Here is a 21,213-nt window from a genome sequence, read left to right on the forward strand (position 1 = left end):
TTTTTTGTTTCTGATGCAAAGATAAAGGCAGAAACCCCGCCTTTTCAAAAAAAGTCCAATCGAATATTTCTATGCTGTGATAGATGAAATTAATAAAAGCATTTTATACCTTTGCGTGCATAAACAAAAAAACTGGAAGTATATACGATTATGAAACATCCTCTAGCTCAATTCCTATATTGCCCCGAATGTGGTTCTCCGCATTTCGAAGTAAATAACGAAAAGTCCAAAAAATGTACAGATTGCGGCTTCGTCTATTACTTTAACCCTTCCGCCGCCACCGTAGCACTCATCTTAAATGAGAAAAACGAATTGCTTGTCTGCCGACGTGCCAAAGAGCCAGCCAAAGGAACTCTCGACCTACCCGGCGGATTCATCGATATGAATGAAACAGGTGAAGAAGGCGTAGCCCGTGAAGTGCTGGAAGAAACAGGGTTGAAGGTAAAAAAAGCAGTTTACCAGTTTACACTTCCCAATATTTATGTCTATTCAGGTTTTCCTGTACACACACTCGATATGTTTTTTCTGTGCACCGTAGAAGACATGAGCCATTTTTCGGCAATGGATGATGTAGCAGATTCTTTCTTCCTGCCTCTCTCCGAAATTAATCCGGAAGATTTTGGACTAGATTCTATTCGCCGAGGACTTAAAAAGTTTTTATCGGCAGATAATTCGTTAAAATATAACAAATTACAGAAACATTTCCCCTTTCATTCTGTCTTATATTTTAATGAGCTTTAAATTAATAGCTATTAAAATACGTCATTGAAAGATATGTAGTACTTTTGCATAAACACCCGATTATGAAAAAAGAAATTACTAGACTCATTTGTGCCGCCATCTGCTGCACGCCCATTATAGGATTTGCCCAGACAGGTGACAAGTTCACTTCGACTGACAACCTTTATAAAGAAGGGAAAGAACTTTTCCAAGAAAAGAATTATGCAGCTGTTCTGCCGGCATTGAAAGCATTTGTAAAACAAAAGCCTGTAGCCAGCCTTCTTCAGGACGCAGAATATATGCTAGTCAGTTCGGCTTACGAACTGAAAGACAAAAACCGCATCGAACTCCTCCGCAAATACCTTGACCGTTATCCTGATACTCCATACGCTAACCGTATTTATGCGCTGTTAGCCTCCTGCTATTCTACGAAGGAAAATATGATGAAGCACTGGCACTTTTCAACTCTGCCGACCTCGATTTGTTAGGTAATGAAGAACGGGACGACTGCACCTACCAACTGGCTACCTGTTATCTGAAAACCGATAATCTAAGAGAAGCAGCCATCTGGTTTGAAACTTTGCGTGCCAACAGCCCCAAATACGCCAAAGATTGTGATTACTATCTTTCCTACATCCGCTATACACAAAAACGTTATAGTGAAGCATTGAAAGGTTTCCTTCCCTTACAGGACGACTCGAAGTACAAAGCACTCGTCCCTTATTACATAGCCGAAATTTATACGCAGCTCAAAAACTATGATAAGGCACAAATTGTAGCACAAAACTACCTGTCAGCCTACCCGAACAACGAGCACGCTGCAGAAATGTACCGTATTCTGGGAGATGCCTATTACCATTTCGGACAATATCACCAAGCCGTAGAAGCATTCAACAATTACCTGAATAAGGATCGCTCGGCTCCCCGCCGCGATGCCCTTTATATGCTGGGTCTCTCCTACTACCAAACAAAAGTCTACTCCAAAGCAGCCGAAACATTAGGTAAGGTGACAACTGACAACGATGCCCTTACCCAAAATGCATATCTCCACATGGGACTCTCTTATCTGCAACTGGCAGAGAAAAACAAAGCACGCATGGCTTTTGAACAGGCAGCCGCCTCCAATGCTAATATGCAAATCAAGGAACAGGCAGCTTACAATTACGCTCTTTGCCTGCACGAGACTTCTTTCTCCGCTTTCGGTGAATCTGTTACTGCCTTCGAGAAATTCCTGAATGAATTTCCGACTTCTCCATACGCTGAAAAAGTCAGCAGCTACCTGGTAGAAGTTTACATGAATACACGTAGCTACGATGCAGCTTTGAAATCAATCGACCGGATTGCCAAACCAAGCGCGCAAATATTGGAAGCCAAACAAAAGATACTGTTCCAATTAGGAACTCAATCTTTCGCTAACGCCGACTTCGAACAAGCTCTGAAATATCTGAACCAATCCATTGCCATCGGACAATACAATCGTCAAACCAAGGCAGACGCTTACTATTGGTGCGGAGAATCCTATTACCGTCTAAACCGAATGGTAGAAGCCGCGCGTGATTTTAATGCTTATCTGCAACTCACCACCCAACCCAATAACGAAATGTATGCGCTTGCCAATTATAACTTAGGGTATATCGCTTTCCACCGGAAAGACTATACGCAAGCAAGCAATTATTTCCAAAAATACGTTCAACTGGAGAAAGGTGAAAATGCAACCGCACTTGCCGATGCATACAATCGTATTGGTGACTGCCACCTGCATGTACGTAACTTTGAAGAAGCCAAACAGTATTATTCGCAAGCCGAACAAATGAATACTTCTTCCGGAGACTATTCTTTCTATCAGCTGGCTCTTGTATCCGGTCTGCAGAAAGACTATACCGGTAAGATTACCTTGCTGAACCGTCTGGTAGGAAAGTACCCTGCTTCTCCTTATGCCGTAAACGCTATTTACGAGAAAGGGCGTTCCTATGTTCTCATGGATAACAACAACCAAGCCATTACTTCTTTCAAAGAATTGCTGACTAAATATCCTGAAAGTCCGGTCAGCAGGAAAGCTGCCGCCGAAATCGGATTATTATATTACCAAAAAGGAGATTACAACCAAGCAATCGAAGCCTACAAACAGGTTATCGAAAAATATCCGGGCAGTGAAGAAGCACGCCTTGCCATGCGTGATTTGAAATCTATTTATGTGGATCTCAACCGCATCGACGAATTTGCTGCTTTAGCAAATGCCATGCCGGGACACATCCGTTTCGATGCTAACGAACAAGACTCGCTTACGTATGCCGCCGCAGAAAAGATTTATGCACGAGGCAGAATGGAAGAAGCCAAAACAAGCCTCAACAAATACCTGCAAACTTTCCCGGAAGGAGCCTTCAGCCTGAACGCACATTATTATCTCTGCCTGATCGGAAACGAGCAGAAGAATTATGATATGATTCTTCTCCATTCCGGTAAGTTGTTGGAATATCCAAACAATCCGTTTGCAGAAGAAGCACTGATCTTGCGTGCTGAAGTGCAATTCAACCAGCAAAATATGGCTGAAGCATTAGCTAGCTACAAAATGCTGAAAGAAAAAGCAACCAACGTAGAGCGCCGCCAACTTGCTGAAACGGGTATTCTGCGTTGCGCCTTCCTATTGCGAGATGACATAGAAACCATCCATGCAGCTACCGACCTGCTTGCAGAAGCCAAACTTAGTCCAGAGCTAAGAAATGAAGCTCTTTATTACCGTGCTAAAGCATACACCAAGCAAAAGGCTGACAAGAAAGCAATGGAAGACTATCGTGAACTGGCCAAAGACACACGTAACTCTTACGGTGCCGAAGCTAAATATCAGGTTGCACAATCCCTCTACGACGCAAAAGAATATGCCGCTGCAGAGAAAGAGTTGCTCAACTATATAGAACAGAGTACGCCACATGCTTATTGGCTAGCGCGCAGTTTTATCCTTCTATCCGACGTCTATCATGCTACGGGTAAAGATCTGGACGCACGCCAATATCTGCTAAGTCTGCAACAAAATTATCAAGGGAATGACGATATTGAAAGCATGATTGAAAGCAGACTTAGTAAATTGAAAGTTGAGAATTGAGAATAAAAAAATAGAAAAATATGAAACGATTTCATTATATAATAGGGGGACTCGCATTGGCTATATCAATACCATCCTGCCTTCAAGCCCAAACCACCCAACCGAAAGATACAACAATGACCCGCACAGTCGTTGTGGAACAAGAATATAACCCGGACATTATGGACGCCTCGAAAGTAAACGTCCTGCCTAAAGTAGAAGAACCGACAGTGAGCAAGAAAGAAGTAGAGTATGCTACAACATTCTTTCCGGCCACTTCCGTTCCGGCAGGCCTGATGCGCCCCTATACCGGAAAAGAAGTTCAACCCGGCACTACCCCGGGATATGTACGTGCCGGATATGGTAATTATGGCAATTTGGATATTCTTGCCAATTATCTATTCCGTCTGTCGCAGAAAGACAAATTGAATGTACGTTTCCAAATGGATGGAATGGATGGTAAGTTAACTCTTCCTTTCACAAATGGAGAGAAATGGAATGCTTTCTACTATCGCACACGCGCAAATGTAGATTACACACACCAATTTAATAAACTGGACTTAAATATTGCCGGAAACTTCGGATTGAGCAACTTCAACTTCCAACCGGAAAGCGTAAACAGCAAGCAGAAATTCACATCCGGTGACTTCCATGCGGGCATTCATTTCACTGATGAGACTGCACCACTGCGTTTCAACGCAGAAACAAATCTGTTGATGTATGAACGTCAACATAACATGTTCAATGAATCTGAAGCCAATACAGGTATCAAGGAAACAATCATACGCACCAAAGGCGATGTCACGGGAGCTATCGGCGACCAACAATTAATAACTATCGCTTTGGAAATGAACAATCTTCTCTACAACGGATATACAAAGAATGTTTCCACCGGAGATGAATACTTCAAAAACTACACAACGCTTCTTTTAAATCCATATTACGAACTGGATAATGATGACTGGAAACTGCATATCGGAGCCAATGTAGATTTATCTTTCGGATTTGACAAGTCTTTCCGTATCTCACCCGATATCACTGCACAGTATATTTTTTCTGATAGCTACATTGTTTATGCAAAAGCAACCGGCGGTAAGCAATTGAATGATTTCCGCAGATTAGAAAGTATCTGTCCTTACGGTGAACTGCCGGAGGCAAATACCACTGCCACTTTGGGATACGTACAACGTCCTTATGATACTTACGAGCAAATCAACGGTAGTATCGGATTCAAAGCAAGCCCTTATCCGGGACTTTGGTTCAACGTGTTCGGTGGTTATCAGAATCTAAAGAACGACTTATCTTATTTAGGTTTTGACCCAAGTAATATTCATTCAGGTTCTTACCTTTCTTTTGCTCAAGATAATACAGAAAATCTCTACCTTGGCGGTGAAATCAGTTACGATTACAAAGATATCCTCGGAATATCAGCTAAATATACTTACCGTAATTGGGACAGCAAAACAGAGGAATATCTGTTGGCTGTGAAACCAGTCAGTGAAATGTCTTTCAATGTACGTATTCATCCGATCTCTGCTCTTAACATAAATCTAGGTTATGATTACATCAGCCGGAAAGAAGTGAAAGAATATGCAAAAATGACCGCAATTAATGATTTGCATATCGGAGCCAGCTATAATGTATTCAAAGGAGTATCCGTTTATGCTCAAGTACATAACCTGCTGAACAAGAAATATCAATATTATTTAGGTTATCCTACGGAAGGATTCAATTTCTTAGGAGGATTGAGTTTCCGGTTCTAAAGTTTATCAATAAATCACAGTAACAGTTATAACACGAGACACTCATCTCATAAAAAAGAGGGCATCTCCCATAGGATGATGTCCTCTTTCAAACCAAAAACTTAATCTTCAATTATTATTTTGTTATCCTCACAACAAACCCACCACCAGGAGCCATGTGTAAATTCAACTTCTTATTGGCTGATACGCGGATCACTTCACGCTTATAGTCTTTCCCAACACGATCGGCATTGATACCATCTCTAAATATTTCTGCATTGAACTCACCATCACCCAAGAAAGACAGATCGACTTCAACATCACGCTCTTTCCAGTCGGTCAATCCACCCACATACCAGATACCGTCTTTCTCACGTGCCATTACAATATGTTCGCCTACTTTTCCGCTTATTGGAAGTGTCTGATTCCATACAGTAGGAATGGCAGCGATAAACTTCGTACATTCTTCCTCTTTCAGATAATTAGTAGGTGCATCACACAGCATATTAATAGGAGAATCAAAAATAGTATACAATGCTAACTGACGGCAACGTGTACCCTGACTCATCGGTTCTGTATAGACAGCATGAAAGTTCTTCATGATTACGTTATTCATCGCTCCCTGTGTATAATCAAGTGGTCCGGCAACCATGCGGATGAAAGGAGCTGTCACATCATATATCACTTGATCTGTTCCCGGTTCTGCCCACTTCATTTCTTCCAGTCCATGGACACCCTCGAAATTGATCGTATTCGGATAAGTACGTTGCAAACCAGTCGGTTTGAACGTTCCATGGAGATCTATCAGCAATTTGTATTTTGCTCCGGTTTCAGCCGCTTTACGGTTAAACTCAACTACTTGTTGGTCGTCACGGTCCATAAAATCAATCTTGAAACCTTTGATTCCCATTGCGGCATAATGCTTACATACACGATCCATGTCTTTTTCAAAAGCACGATAGCCCGCCCAAAGTATCAAATCTACATTTTTGCTTTTTGCATAGCTAATCAACTCTTTCAAATCGATTTCAGGAATCACCTCAAACAAATCCGCTTTACCCGGCACTGCCCATCCCTCATCCAATATCACATATTCGATACCGAATTTCGAGGCAAAGTCAATATAGTATTTATAAGTCTCATTGTTGATACCTGCGCGGAAATCCACGTTGTAGAGATTCCAGTCGTTCCACCAGTCCCAAGCCACTTTACCCGGTTTAATCCAAGAAAAATCTGTAAATTGTGCCGGAGTAGCCAGTTTATATACCATATCATTACAAAGCAGTTCTGCATCATCCTTGGCAATGACCATGACACGCCAGGGAAATGCTGTGTTTCCCTCCACTCTAGCAATATAAGGTTCACGAGATTTTACTACCCCTTTCAGTCCGCGAACTTCGTCTACTATCGTTTTCGGATAAGCTGCAAAGATTCCATCCAGAGAATATCCATGCTCACCATGTTTCACATACATACCCGGATAGTTCATCAAATCGGCTTCAGTGATACAGATTTTTTTTCCGTTCTTTCCCTCGACCAAAACCGGTAAAAAGGCAATCTGTTCCTTATCCCATGCAGACAAGGCAGTTTCCAGATACGTATTTTGGAAAGAACTGTAGAAAGGATCTTTCTTGCCCTCGTTCATTCGGCCTTTCGGTGAAGCTACAAAAACTTTCGGATCATTCGGAAAACAGAAAGAAGCCTGCTCGCTTTCCACCATAAACGGCTTCTTCAGTTCAGAGACAAAACGATAGGCTGCACCATCTTCATAAGCTCTGAACACCAAGCTATATCCTCCTTTAAAGTCAATGGTTAGTTCATTGAACTGGTCCTTGATTGATTTCTTCTTATAGATGGGAGGATAGATAGTCTCATTTACAGAACGGCGGCTGATCTTCTTTACTTTCGGATTGAGTCCGAAAGCTGTACCATCAGTTAGTTTCATGAAAATAGGAGATGGAGCCACCATCACATCGTTGTCGTGAAGAACGGAGTATTCCACATTCTTATCATTCACAATCACATTCACCTGCACTTTACCGGAAATGTCTTTCAGCTCGTACACTTTCTGTGCACAAATGGTTAAAGGTGCGATAGCCATTAGAACCGGCAAAAGTCTTTTCATCATACGTTTCATAAACTAATACTTTTTGTATTTCACACAGTTTTTTATTTACATATTTATCATAAGAGTACCGCTTGGCAGAGATAAAGGAGGAAGCTTAACAGGAAGAATTTCCTGCTAATAAAGCATTGAACAAGTGCTAAATAGCACCTTTCTTATCTCATTCGCGCTACCATTTTTTAGAAATCAATTGTCACCTGATAGGTATCCTTATTCTCAAAGAAGGTCTGTTGCACCTCATATTCGGGAAGCCATACGTATTTTTTTTCCCCTTTATATTCGGCTTCGAGCAAGAAAGTGAACCAGCGGTTATAAGGCAATTCGTCGGTATGCAAAGGAGGTGCGGGGCTATCATATAAGTTGGGGACACCAGTTATCAGATATTCTCCTTTCTTATCCGTCTCATAAGTACGGTAAGGAGTAGCGATCAGGTCATTGAATTTTGCACGTGAACCATACAGATTCAGCTTTACCCCTTTTTGCTTTTTACCTTTCACTTTTACAGATACCTGTATGTTTTCGGGGAACATTTGTTTGAAGAATCCGTCGAAATCACGTCTCGGACGTTTGGATTTGGCGGTGTGATTGATTATATGAACTGCATACGAGCTCCATTTATATGTTTTATAATGACTGTTCATCACACAAGAGTCAGGTTCATATTCGATATGGTTCACCGGATTGTTCTTTGCCCGGATTCTATCAGCATACAAGTCGGTTACCCCACGATAATGTCCGAACTCATGTGCCACTCCTCTATGAAAATAGTCGATACCAAACAGATCTTCATGTTCCGTCTTGCTACGGCTACGGCAAATTACCATATTCAGATCGTCCGCCCCACCGCCGCAATACCATCCTTTAGCCGATTCTTCATCGTCAAAATCAAGAATAGAATCTATAATCAGCAGTACATCGTGATTGGGAAAACCGGCACTCTTCTGATAGATTTTCTCCAATTGGCGGGAGGAGCAGTCGTAAATCACCTGCAGATCCGGTATATAACGGAAATAGTAGTTGAAACGTCCATTGCCGGCTTTGTTCCAGAAGTCGTTCACTTGGTCGAAAAAAGCATTCAGCTTCGCTTGATAAGCTTCTTTACCTCCCCAATGCTCCACTCCGGCCTTATCGACAGCCACAAATACCCGGTATTCAATGGTGTCCAAAGATTGTTGAATCTGATTTTCCTCCAATGTCTTTGCCTCCATCCAAGAGAAGAAAGGCAATAGAGCGGGAAATATGAGCCATCTTTTCCAGTTGTTTTTCATATTAGTTCTTAGTTAAGAATGTATTTTATTTCTTGTAAATCACGACTATTTCCACCGACCATCAAAGTGAAGTCTCCTTTCTCCACAATGAACTTCATTTGATTATTGTAGAATCCTAGTTGTTCATCTTTTACGTCGAAGGTGACCGTTTTGCTTTCACCTGGACTCAGCTTAATCTTTTCAAAGCCTTTCAATTCTTTGATAGGGCGAGTGATAGAAGCCACCTCATCACGCACATACAACTGAACAACTTCCTCGCCCTCGCATTTTCCAGTATTGGTAACCGTTACAGCAACACGTGTATAAGTACCTTTTCCATCACCCGGAAGCAGTTTCACATCCGAATAATTGAAAGTAGTGTATGACAAACCGTAGCCGAACGGATAAGCAGGCTCCGTAGGAATATCAATGTACTTCGCACACCATCCGCCCAATGCAGTGGGGCGTCCTGTGCTCTTATATTGATAATACAATGGTATCTGTCCGTTATGCTGCGGAAAAGTCATTGGCAGCTTACCCGAAGGATTATAATCTCCCCAAAGTACATTACAGATAGCATTACCCGCTTCACTCCCCAGCCACCAGGTACATAAGATAGCGGGAGCCTCCCGACGAACTTCATTGAAAATAACAGGACGACCACACATCATTAGTACAACTACCGGTTTGCCAGTCTTCACCAATTCGGAAACCAAACGCTGTTGTTCGGCAGCAATAGAAATATCTCCTTTCGAACGCATCTCACCGCTTTCCCAAGCTTGTTCTCCCATTGCAACGATAACCACATCCGATTGGCGGGCAGCAGCTAAAGTCTGATCCAGATTTACAATTTTATTCGTTTTCAAGTCGTAGCCATCGTTATAGTTGATGTCCACTCCTCGTTTCTCCATTGCCTCATACAAGGTTACTACTTTACCAACCTCTGCACAGGACCATGCACCGCACATATCTTTCTGCGATTTGGAAAGCGCACCAATCAAAGCAACTTTCTTGATAGAAGAAGAAAGCGGTAACACCGAGTTTTCATTTTTCAAAAGAACAATAGAACGTTCGGAAACGTAGCATGCTTCCTTGCGGGATTCCTGTGAACCAATCACTGTACGTTCCCTTTCTTCATCACAGTATCTGAACGGATCATCAAATAATCCCAGTTTATATTTCTGTTCCAAAATACGTCTGACAGCATCATCCACCAGCTTGATAGATACCTTACCCTCTTTTACCAGAGACACCAGATTCTTGGAATAGCATTCACTTACCATCTCCATATCCAGTCCGGCCTTGATTCCTTTATAAGCAGCTTCTTTTTCATCTTTCGCATAACGGTGGTTCATCATTTCTCCCACTGATCCCCAGTCGGATACCACAAATCCTTTAAATCCCCATTGATTCTTCAGGAGCTCCCTCAACAGAAAAGTACTTCCGGTAGACGGTTCGTTATTAAAGTCATTGAACGCACTCATGAAAGTAGCAGCACCGGCCTCTGCACCAGCCTTGTAAGGAGGCATATAGAAATTGACAAACTGTCCCATCGACATATCCACACTATTATAATCTTTTCCGGCAATAGCTGCACCATATCCGGCAAAGTGCTTAATACAGGATAAAATAGTATTCTCTTTCGATAAATCATCTCCCTGTAAACCATGTACACGCGCCTTAGCAACCAACGAGCCATAATAAGGATCTTCACCGGCCCCTTCCATCACACGCCCCCACCGGGCATCCCAGCTAATATCCACCATTGGAGCAAACGTCCAATGCAACCCGGCTGCTGCAGCTTCCTTTGCCGCACATCTCGATCCTCTTTCTATAGCATCCAGATCAAAACTCGCAGCCTCTGCCAATGGCAACGGAAAACCTGTTCTATATCCATGAATAACATCCAATCCGAAAAGCAAAGGAATCTGTAAACGTGATTTCATAGCTGCCTCCTGATATTTACGAGTATTGGCAGCACCGGATACATTCAGCAAAGAACCGATCAATCCCTTACTTATATCTTCTGTCCGACTGATACGTGTATTATCAGGACCTGTGGCAAATCCACCGGAACATTGGCTTAACTGCCCCACTTTTTCTTCCAGTGTCATCTTTTTCATCAGACCGGATATGAAACGATTCATTTGAGCCTCATCCTTTTGATTCTGCGCCATGCTTCCCATAGCGAAAATCGCCATACACGAATATGTAATTAGTCTTTTCATCATTTTATTATAAGAGTTTATCTGTATTGATTTAAATGTTAATATCCTCCATACGTTTTACTTTCTATCGCAAAGATAGCCGCTGGTCAGATTCACATTGGCGAATTGCGTACAAAAGGACAATAATATCGTAAAGTCTGCTTTTTTTCTATTTCTTTCCGTATAGCATTCAAGCACTTCTGTCATTTTTTTGCCTTTATTGATACGATTTTCTCCTTACTCTTCACTTATTCGTAAGAGATATTATCCAGCACTTTTATTCCCTCTTTCCGAACACCTGTCTCAAACAGATTCTTAAACGATTCTACCGACAATGAAGTGGACGGTTTAAAATCTGAAGAATTCATATACGCCAGCAAAGCGGCATAGAATTGTAATCCTTCCGGTGTGTCACGTACCGCTTCCAAGTCGGACATACAAAGCAGTAATTTACTGCCCTCTACATTCAACTCCATCAATAAGCCGAGTTTATGATTTCGTTCCACATTGTCAATTACCTGCACAATAGGGCGGTATTCTTTTGGCATACCATCCAGAATAAGCGGATAGCTATGTTTGATAATTGGATACCACTGCCAGTTCGTATGGTATTCGGTCGGGAAATCATCGAATACCGGATGCTCGGGATTGGTCAGAATCCCCAATGTACCAGGTGAAGCAGGTTTCTTGATGCGGTCACAGATACTTTTGAACATACGATAATTCCAATAGTCGGTCTGGAACAATCCTCCCACTGTTACTTCTTTACAGTCTTCCTCAAGAGGCATCAACAATACCTTTCCACCTTGCTTTAAGGCATTCAGCACATCATCCGTTAGTTGGCGGGCAACTACAACATTACCTGCCTTCAATTGCTTCTTTGCAGGATATATCCATAGCGGATAACTATTCTGATAGGAAGTTCCGGATACTTTCAAAAGTAATTCGGCTTTATACGCTTGCTCCACATCGGGCAATGTCAAACGAATAGTTCCGGCAGTCAATAATCCTAATCCCGATGGAATAGCCATCTTACCTTTGCCAAGGCTTTTCTTCCCATTTTTGAGTTCCCATGAAATACTTTTTTCGTTCAATGAAGTTTCTCCATAATTGGCAATCTCAACAGTACCTGCGAATGATTCACCGCCTGTCCAACAGAATTTGGCAGTTGTCAATAAAGGAACCACTTCACTACAGAATTCTCTCCATTTCTTCGGTTCAACCAATCCTTTACTATCCATAAAAGCATCCAGAATACCAACATAAGCCGACCCCTGTCCCGGATAATCCTGTAAATCGAGTAACTGAAAACCAGCCATCCGTTTGGAACGGAGATTCATTTCAATATCTGCCCGGTAAAGTTCCACAGACCATGCACCCGATGCTTTAAAAAAATCATCCGCCTGCTCCAGCATGCCGGCTTTCTCCAAGCGGTCACGAAACACTTCAAAATTCCAGGGAGCTAAGACTCCTGTATATTTCTTCATCTCCTCATAATTCGGGTAAGTTTGAAACTGTCCGGTTTCATGTCCGATCACCGGAACAGGAGATTTTTCCAGAGCCTCATCAAAGTTCATTACCGAATTAGGATAGGTATTATTAAGATAGCCACCTTCTTCCGCATCTGCGAAAGAGAAAGAAGCACGAGCATGAGTAGAATAACCCTCACCACTGCCTACACGACAAGTTACCAGAAAATCCTCACCCGGAATATGTCCTCGTGAGCCTAAAAAGATATTCGAACCATACGTGTATAGGTGTCTCGGCTCTATGGACCGGAAACAATCTACAAACTCTTTCATCACATCGATGTCACCTCCCAGCTCATTTCCCAAGGCAAAGAGTACAAAAGAAGCATGGTTACTATATTCACGCATGATATTCTCTCCATCTTTCATCAGAAAATCCATCAGCTCGGCAGATTCTTTCTTAAACCCTCCCCAGATAGGTAATTCCGGCTGCAAGTAAATACCCTCCAAGTCCGCAGCTTCAAAACACGCAGCAGGTGGGCACCAAGAATGAAAACGACAATGATTCAATCCATATTCCTTACAAATCCTGAAATAACGACGCCATTGTTCCAAGTCCATCGCCGTATGGCCCGTCAAAGGGAATACACAGGCATCATGTTTTCCCCGAAGAAATGTTTTGGCGCCATTGATAGTGAAATGCGTCTCTTCAGTCTTAAAGTCGCGCAAACCGAAACGAACTGTTTTCTCGTCTATGCCATTTATCTCTGCTTTCAGTTGATATAGAGCCGGCTGAAGGTCACTCCACAATACTGCATTATCTCCCAACTGATAAGTGAATTCATATTCCTTGCTCCCCTCTTTCAAATCATATTCTGCAGATCTGGCTTTATGCTTTTTGGCAGTATTGAAAGCAGAAGCTGACAACTGCAGTTTCTTCCCACCAATGCCTGAAGAATTGGAAAGAGTTATTTTCACTTTTACGGAGCGGTCTTCTACTTGAGGAAAAGCCTGAATGGATTCAATAAACAATGGATTCATTGCCTGCAATTCCATCCGTCCGATAATACCGTTCCAGTTTGTCTGGGTAGATTCCGTACAAGCGTGAGAACTTGAACAAATCTGCCCGGGAATACTTTTTCCGTTATCTACACGAATAGTCAGTTTATGTGAACCGGGAGCCAGGAAGTGAGTGAGATTAAATTCCTGTGGGGTAGATAAATAGTTGCATTTACCCACTTCCCGACCATCGATCCACACGGTTGTCGGACGAGTACGTTCCAGAAACAACACGATATGCTTTTCTTTCCAGTCGGCTGGTATTTCTATATTCCGGCTATACCATGCCGCACCTTCATATTTATAATATCTGGACAAATAAGTGGTCTCCGACTTGTTGGTATTCTCTATTCCTTTTCGATTTGAATCTGTTGTACCGGGTAAAGTCACAGTTTCTGCAAAATCCATGTTCCATAGTTTTTCCTGTTCTCCCTTGCCGTGAGGGTCCAATGCAAAACTCCACGTTCCGCTCAAATCAATCATTTTGCGCAAACCTGATGTCTGCGCCCATGATGTACACAAAAAAACAAATAATAATAAAAGAGTTCCAGCTAATCGATTACGCATAACTTTATTCATAATATATGATTTAATGTCCTTAATTTATCTGTTTACAAAGATAGGACGGAGAACAAACCACAATGACAAATCCCGTACAAAAAAACAATAATATCGTAAAAGATACTGTGTACCATCCCTTTTATATCACTATCAGCATAATAATGTCCTTGCCTGACTGATAAAATACACAAATAGTTTTTTCATAGCTTCATCCCCTTCCACGGCCTGCAACTCCGGGTGGAACTGAACACCCCAAATATGTTCGGAATCAGATTCGATTGATTCTATGACTCCATCATCAGCGAAAGCAGATGCCTTGAATCCACAAGCCAATTTCTTAACGGCTTGATGATGAATGGAGGAGACTTGCAAACTTTCCTTGCCTGTAACAGAATACAATTTTCCGGTCCTCAAACATCGCACATTATGCTGTAATATCATAAACGCATCCGGTGACCGATGATTAATTTCCGAGGGATATTGAGCAGGCAATCCTGATATAATGTTCCACCAAAATAAGTATTAATAATCTGCATTCCCCGACAAATACCTAAAACGGGAATTTGCCTTTCGGATGCCAAGCGCAGCAAAGCATAATCAAAGTCATCCCTATCCCGGCAACATTCTCCACATTCAGGAAGAGTCGATTCTCCGTATATCACAGGCGATATATCTCCCCCACCTGTCAGGAGTAAACCATCAATAGAAGAAACCACAGATTGTAAAATCTGTACATTGTCGGTAAACGGAAGAATAAAAGGGATGCCGCCCGCTTGAAGGACAGCATCCACATATTTTCTTTTCACTGATATTCTTCCCGGAATATCAATTTCAGTAGAAATACCAATAACAGGAATTTCTCTTTTTACGATTTTCATTGTCTTTTATCAACTTAATCCACAGCCTGTAATTGTAAAGCCAAACTTGAATATTCACTTTTCAGCAATGATTTTAATGCAATGCCTTCTTCCATCAATATCTTTCCACTAATGATTTTACCATTCAGGTCACAAGGTTTGCTACTGTCCACAGGTGTCAAATCTACCAAACGATAATTCTTCGACGGATCCAATCCATTCATACAAACCTTCGGAATAACCATATTGATGAAATGAGAAATCTTATATGCATAAAAGACCGCCTTATTCTTTTCGGAAGTGACATACATCAGAGAGGATACTCCTTTATTATCGTATGGAGACACCAACCGATACAAATCACCGAACTGAACCACAGGACGAATATCTTTATACGCTGCAATAGCACGCTTGGCGAATGCCTTATCAACATCATTCATGTCCTTCGGCTGAATTTCCATTCCCAATCGCCCGGACATTGCCACATCAAAACGGAATTTCAATGGAATACGACGTCCGGTCTGATGATTCTTGTCCGCACTTACGTGAGATGCCATAGCAATAGCCGGAAAGAAACCGGAAACTCCCCATTGCATATAAATTCTTTGCAAAGCATCCGTATCATCACTCGTCCAGAACTCATCAAAATATGGAAGCAATCCATAATTGACGCGGGCACCGCCACCAGCACATAGCTGCATCACGAGTTCAGGATACTTGGCACGAATACGCTGAAGTACTTTCTGTAAACCCCTATTATACTCAATATAGAGATGTGATTGCTTGTTTTTTGGTAAGTAGGAAGAACCATAATCCAGCAAACTGCAATTATCATCCCATTTCATATAGGAAATTTCCGGATAGTTCGCCATCAAATTATCGACCACTCCAAAAACAAAATCCTGTACTTTCGGATTAGTCAAATCCAGAACTACCTGCGTTTTGCCACGCCCGGTAGATAAAGGACGGTTATCAATTTTCAGAATCCAGTCCGGGTGCTTTTCGAACAGCTCGCTCTTGGTATTCGACATTTCCGGTTCAATCCAGATACCGAATTTTATATGATGCTTCCTGGCAGACGCAAGCAGTCCTTCAATACCTTCAGGCAGTTTTTCTTTGCAGACTTCCCAATCACCCAAACTACTGTTTCCACCATTACGGGGATATTTATTTCCAAACCAGCCATCGTCCATGACAAACAACTCTCCACCCATGGCAGAGAAAGCTTCCATCATCTCATCCATCCCTTTTTGGTTCACCTTGAAATAAACACCTTCCCAGCTATTCAACAAGATGTCATGCAGCCTTTCACCCCGATTCATTTTATATTGGCGTGCCCAATGATGAAAAGCACGACTCACCCCACCTTTGCCATTGGTACTATATGTCATGGCAAATTCAGGAGTGACGAATGTCTCTTTCGGTTCCAGTATGTATTGTGAACTTTCCTCATTCATACCGGCTATTATATTCAGTGCTGTGTTGCGAACATCCAGCTTCAACTTATAATTACCACTCCAAGCCAAAACGCCCCCAAAGACTTTTCCTGTTTCTTCCTGCGGTTTGCCGTCCAACGACAACATAAAAGAAGGATTATCCGTTTCCGTATTCGCCAGTCCGTCTTTGTTAGCAATCACTTTTTGCCCGTTCGTCAGTTTCTCTTCATCCATCGTATGTTCCGCACCCCAGGCTCCATGAAAATGAGTCAGCCAGTTGTCCCCGCGAAACATCGGCAAATAAGCGGAAGCAAACTGAAACAGTGTTACTGGTTTCTTACCTGCATTGCCAATCTCAACCCAAGTGGTAATTATATCCGTTCCTTTATAAGCCTTATAACATTGTTTCACCCAAACAGGATATATCTTATCTTTCAAAAGAACTTCGGTTATCTCTCCATCCTTGGAAGTGTATTGAGTAACCGCATCTACCGCCAAGTCAAGTGACATATTGCCATCCGGTTGAGTAATAGCAATCGCTTTCTCCCCTACCGTCTGGAGACCGAAAGCGGGATAGCTGTTCGCATTCAATACCAGTCCGGCATCATAGATACTTTGTATCTGCCCGGGAGCAATACTGACTCCATAATATTGCATCTTTGATGGTTCACCTGCATTTGCTGTAATCAACAATGACGTTTTGGACGTCGAAATCAAATAATCTTTAGCAAATAAAGAACTTGATAATAACAAACCAATAGCGGCTATTAAGCTCTGCTTCATATTTATAATCATAGATTTGTTTTTATTATATTGATATTAAGTATTACCTTTTCCTGACCATTAGATGTATTCAACCCAGTATAATATATACTTTTCATAAAATGCAATAATACATATCTGTCAGTGTCTGTTTCTTATTTGTAGTTTTCACTTCTATTTTATTCTTTCCAGGGGTCAATATCACATGTTTCCACTCCAAGATAGAATACCGGTCTGTTTCCACTTTACCACAACTCTTTCCGTTGACAAATAATTCTGCTTCAGGTTGATTGGAAAAGGCTATAATCGTTTGTTGTCGCTGCACACGTATTATGTTACGTTTACCTATTAAATAAATCATAGGATCCTCTTTATTCCAATTCGCTTTATAAAAATAAAAAGCATCTTTTCGCACTTTCCGATCAAATGTAACCAACCCTTTGTCATTAACTCCAGGACGATCACCCTCGGTGCGGTGCGCAGCACCAAAGTCAAACATATTCCACACAAAACTTCCCCAAACGAAAGGACGTTCGGTTATCGCTTTCCAGTTTTCTATATGATAATAAGTTTGCCAATTTTCCGGATGCCACCAACTTGTGGGATTTGTTTTCACTAGCGAATCTTGTTGATGATATATACTTGCGCCGGCACCATATTCACTAATAGCAATACGAATTTCAGGATATTCTTTATGCATCCAGTCCAGCCATTTTCCTAAATCTTGTGGGGTACCACCATACCATCCATCATAGCGGTTCCAGGCAATAAGATCGGTCACAAAGTTTATTTTTCCTGATTGGTTACTGGCAGAAGTGGTGGGGCGAGTAGTATCTTCCTGATGTGCCAGTACATTCAACTCATTAATGTACTCCACCGGATTATCTCCATATTCTGCCAACTCATTAAACAATCCCCAAACACAAATAGAAGGATGATTATAATGCTGACGAATTAATTCTTTAAGCTGTTCTTTTCCATTGGCACGGAAAGACGGTGAATCAACGAAACCCTTATCTTCATACCCGCCAGGACCGATAAAAGGGATTTCAGCCCATACCACTATACCAAGCTTATCCATGAGGTCATAAAAATAAGTAGCTTGAGGATAATGAGCCAGTCGCACGGCATTCACTCCCATTTCCAGCATCAATGCCGCATCCTCTTCGTGATGCTCGGGATGCAAAGCATTACCTATCTCGCTCCTATCTTGATGACGGCATACTCCTCGAAGTGGCAAATGTTCTCCATTCAAGAAAAAACCCTCATCCGGATCTATTCGATAAAAACGAAGTCCCAAAGGCTGTATTACCTGATCTAGTATCTCTCCGTTATGCAAAAGAGAGACTTCTACCTGATACAGAAACGGATCTTGTCGTCCATTCCATAAATGTGGATTATTCAACTCTATCCTCATTTCTTTTTGTGAAACAGAATCAGGATAAAGTGTAACCTTTTCGTTTTTTTCTTTCACTACTTTACCTGCATTCGAGAGAATAATGTTAAGTTCCAGTTCCCGTAATTTGTCACTTCCGTTAGACAAATCAATAAGAGCACGTACACAAGCATATTCATGACTTACGCTATCTTGAATCAGTCGAACGCCCGGAGAAGCATAATCCAAAGGAGAAATACAAATCTCATCGGTAACTAATAAATGCACATCCCGATAAATTCCTCCATAAAAATTGAAGTCTCCGACCAAAGGCATTATATCCAACTGTTCACCATTATTCACTCGTACTAAAATAGAATTGTCCTTTCCATACTCTACTCTATCTGTGATTTCAAACACAAAAGCTCCATATCCTCCTCTATGTTCACCAATATGTTTACGGTTAATAAACACATTAGCTATACTATTCACTCCTTCAAAACGTAAAAAGAGACGTTTCCCTTTCCATTGTGACTGGACAAATAGCTTCTTCTCATAATTGCCAATTCCTCGCTTATAATCTATTTTACCAGATAAGGCATCCTGCGCATTCCAAGTATGAGGTAGATCCACTCGAACTTCCGTACCTTTTTGTACTTGATGAGAAAAACGGAATTTCCACTGATTATTTAGCAGGATATCCTGTCTTTCAGCAAAGACTATCGAACTATAACACAAAAAAGCAACAACAAATGCCCATAAACGATGTTTCATATTTACCAAGACTTAAATTACGGTTTCGAATAGCAATATCCATTAACAAAAACGAATGATTATCTTTAAAGAGCTACTTAAGGTAACTTTCTCAGAAATAATCATTCGTTTATTGAGACCTTACTTCTTAATTACTCTACATTTGTCACCATCTGGTTCTGTGTTATCCAATGTAAACTGATAAGGCCACTGATTGTCAGCCCCCGTATCATAGATTTCTTTGGGAGTAGCAGCCACTACCAGCCAAAGATGTTCCGTATTCTCGGGAACCTGAAGACTTGCAGATCCTATATCTTCTTTGCTTGGCTCGCCATATACACGTGAACCATCTTTCAGCACAGCCAGAAATCCATATCTCCATTGAGCATTATTCGGTTTGTGAATATTATACTCTGAACTGTTTATTATACCTCTAAAATTAACTTTTACTGTAGTTCCGGCCTCCGGTACTGTTAATTTAATACCGTTATATCCATAGTTGCTTGGGCAACGTTCGGGTGAGATCCGATAAGTCACTCCCAATTGAACAAGCTGACAAGTATGCACATTAGCTCCTCTGGCAGCATATGCCATTTCAATACGCGGCAAATCCCAGGTAATGAAACGGGATGCAGCATCATACATTTCTTCATTGAGTTGTTCTTGATTAATGTGAGTCAAACGTTTATAGGTTTTAATAAAGTTGAGTTGGCCCGATTCTGTCTTATCGTCCAAAGTAGTCTCCTGAAATATTCTGCTCATGATTTCCACTCCATGCTTATTCGCCCAATACTCAAACATATACGGGTTATTGTATGCATTGTCATTATGCCCCAATGATCGATGCGTGCCACTAATATAATTCGTAAAATGATTAAATTCCTGATCAATCCATTCCGGAGAACGTCTAAGCAATGTCCATTGCGAAGTCATTTCAAATATCGGGCCAGGGAACCAAGCATCTTTAATACCTGAATCCCACAAGGCCAAATATTGGAAACTGTGAGACACCTCATGATATACCATATTAGGATTTCCCGAATGATGTGGACGAATAGCCAACTCACCTACCGGATAATTTCCTCCTCCTGTAGCACCACCCTCACTATCATTTATCACATACACAATGAGCTTGTATTTATTCGTCACGGATTCTTCCTTATTTCCAAAGTACAAATCATATTTCATGAAGTCATATACTTCCTCCGCCATTTTCAGCAAATCATCCGGATTGAACTTCCGCTCTGCATTTTGTGGATTGGTACCAAATGATTTTTCCCAAAAGAGAGCCACATTGTCGCTTTCTTTCATGTAGTGCTTATTAAATTTGCTGTTTTCGTTTTCAAAAAGTTCAGGTCCGCTTTGTCCGATCATAGTATGTTCCGGAATAAGTAACACCTTTTCTACTTGTGTAAATACAAACCTATAAGTATCATCATTTGCGTTATTAGTTATCACGACTTCACTTTTTTTCCCAGGGTCTTTAGCTGGATTGGCAGCTACCGTAAGAGTAATCTCTCCACTACCACTTTGCTCGCCCGAGGGAGTAGCAGTCACCAAATCTCCACTTACCACTTCCACTTTCCACGTCACTTCCGGTGAAGCTGTAACCGTCAAGTGATAATCTTTACCAGTAAAAGGAGCATTTACAACAACCGGTCGGGTATAATTGCAAACCAAGCTCAAGAAGGTCACTTCAAAAGTAAGTGGCCTTTCTCTCTTTCCGCTATCGTCATCATCGTTACAAGCTGTTGCATTAACTGCTAATAACATTATAGGAAGAATCTTCCACATCCATTTTAAAATATTCATATTTGTTTC

Annotated in this window: 10 protein-coding genes and 2 pseudogenes; 3 read left to right on the forward strand and 9 right to left on the reverse strand. The window is 41.4% G+C overall.

What is annotated here, in order from left to right; genetic code table 11:
- Window positions 1-150: 150 nt before the first annotated feature.
- The 3 genes and pseudogenes from DXA05_RS10205 to DXA05_RS10215 form a co-directional block, all read left to right on the forward strand.
- A pseudogene (locus tag DXA05_RS10205) lies at window positions 151-663 on the forward strand (NUDIX domain-containing protein); the annotation flags it as partial.
- Window positions 664-803: 140 nt separating this feature from the next.
- Window positions 804-3,820: pseudogene (locus tag DXA05_RS10210) on the forward strand (tetratricopeptide repeat protein).
- Between the two features lie 20 nt (window positions 3,821-3,840).
- Entirely contained in the window at window positions 3,841-5,562 is a 1,722-nt protein-coding gene (locus tag DXA05_RS10215) for a TonB-dependent receptor (protein ID WP_128859143.1), read from the forward strand.
- Window positions 5,563-5,677: 115 nt separating this feature from the next.
- Here the strand turns inward: DXA05_RS10215 and DXA05_RS10220 are convergent, their stop codons facing one another.
- The 9 genes from DXA05_RS10220 to DXA05_RS10255 form a co-directional block, all read right to left on the reverse strand.
- Window positions 5,678-7,678, reverse strand: coding sequence for a glycoside hydrolase family 97 protein (locus DXA05_RS10220; protein WP_004315091.1), 2,001 nt, complete (start codon window positions 7,676-7,678; stop codon window positions 5,678-5,680).
- Between the two features lie 167 nt (window positions 7,679-7,845).
- Window positions 7,846-8,934, reverse strand: a complete 1,089-nt coding sequence (locus DXA05_RS10225; RefSeq protein WP_004323103.1) for a hypothetical protein — start codon at window positions 8,932-8,934, stop codon at window positions 7,846-7,848.
- 8 nt (window positions 8,935-8,942) lie between these two features.
- A complete protein-coding gene (locus DXA05_RS10230) occupies window positions 8,943-11,144 on the reverse strand; it encodes a glycoside hydrolase family 3 N-terminal domain-containing protein (RefSeq protein ID WP_004323102.1) in 2,202 nt (733 codons plus the stop codon).
- A gap of 224 nt (window positions 11,145-11,368) precedes the next feature.
- Window positions 11,369-14,215 carry a sugar-binding domain-containing protein gene (locus DXA05_RS10235; RefSeq protein WP_284515509.1) on the reverse strand — a complete coding sequence of 949 codons (2,847 nt, stop codon included), beginning with the start codon at window positions 14,213-14,215 and terminating at the stop codon, window positions 11,369-11,371.
- 144 nt (window positions 14,216-14,359) lie between these two features.
- The gene (locus DXA05_RS27400; RefSeq protein ID WP_256144875.1) at window positions 14,360-14,650 is read right to left on the reverse strand and encodes a gamma-glutamyl-gamma-aminobutyrate hydrolase family protein; all 291 of its coding nucleotides are present in this window, start codon (window positions 14,648-14,650) and stop codon (window positions 14,360-14,362) included.
- Window positions 14,647-15,087, reverse strand: a complete 441-nt coding sequence (locus DXA05_RS27405) for a gamma-glutamyl-gamma-aminobutyrate hydrolase family protein (protein WP_256144874.1) — start codon at window positions 15,085-15,087, stop codon at window positions 14,647-14,649. Before DXA05_RS27405 ends, DXA05_RS27400 begins: the two co-directional genes overlap by 4 nt.
- 14 nt (window positions 15,088-15,101) lie before the next feature.
- The gene (locus DXA05_RS10245) at window positions 15,102-17,297 is read right to left on the reverse strand and encodes an alpha-galactosidase (RefSeq protein ID WP_004315086.1); all 2,196 of its coding nucleotides are present in this window, start codon (window positions 17,295-17,297) and stop codon (window positions 15,102-15,104) included.
- Between the two features lie 82 nt (window positions 17,298-17,379).
- A complete protein-coding gene (locus DXA05_RS10250) occupies window positions 17,380-19,413 on the reverse strand; it encodes a glycoside hydrolase family 2 TIM barrel-domain containing protein (protein WP_008016636.1) in 2,034 nt (677 codons plus the stop codon).
- A 120-nt stretch (window positions 19,414-19,533) separates the two neighbouring features.
- Complete coding sequence (locus DXA05_RS10255; RefSeq protein ID WP_004314237.1) at window positions 19,534-21,204, reverse strand: DUF6055 domain-containing protein; 1,671 nt, start codon at window positions 21,202-21,204, stop codon at window positions 19,534-19,536.
- Window positions 21,205-21,213: the final 9 nt, after the last annotated feature.

Source organism: Bacteroides sp. AM54-2NS (assembly GCF_003602935.1).
Classification (GTDB): Bacteria; Bacteroidota; Bacteroidia; order Bacteroidales; family Bacteroidaceae; genus Bacteroides; species Bacteroides xylanisolvens.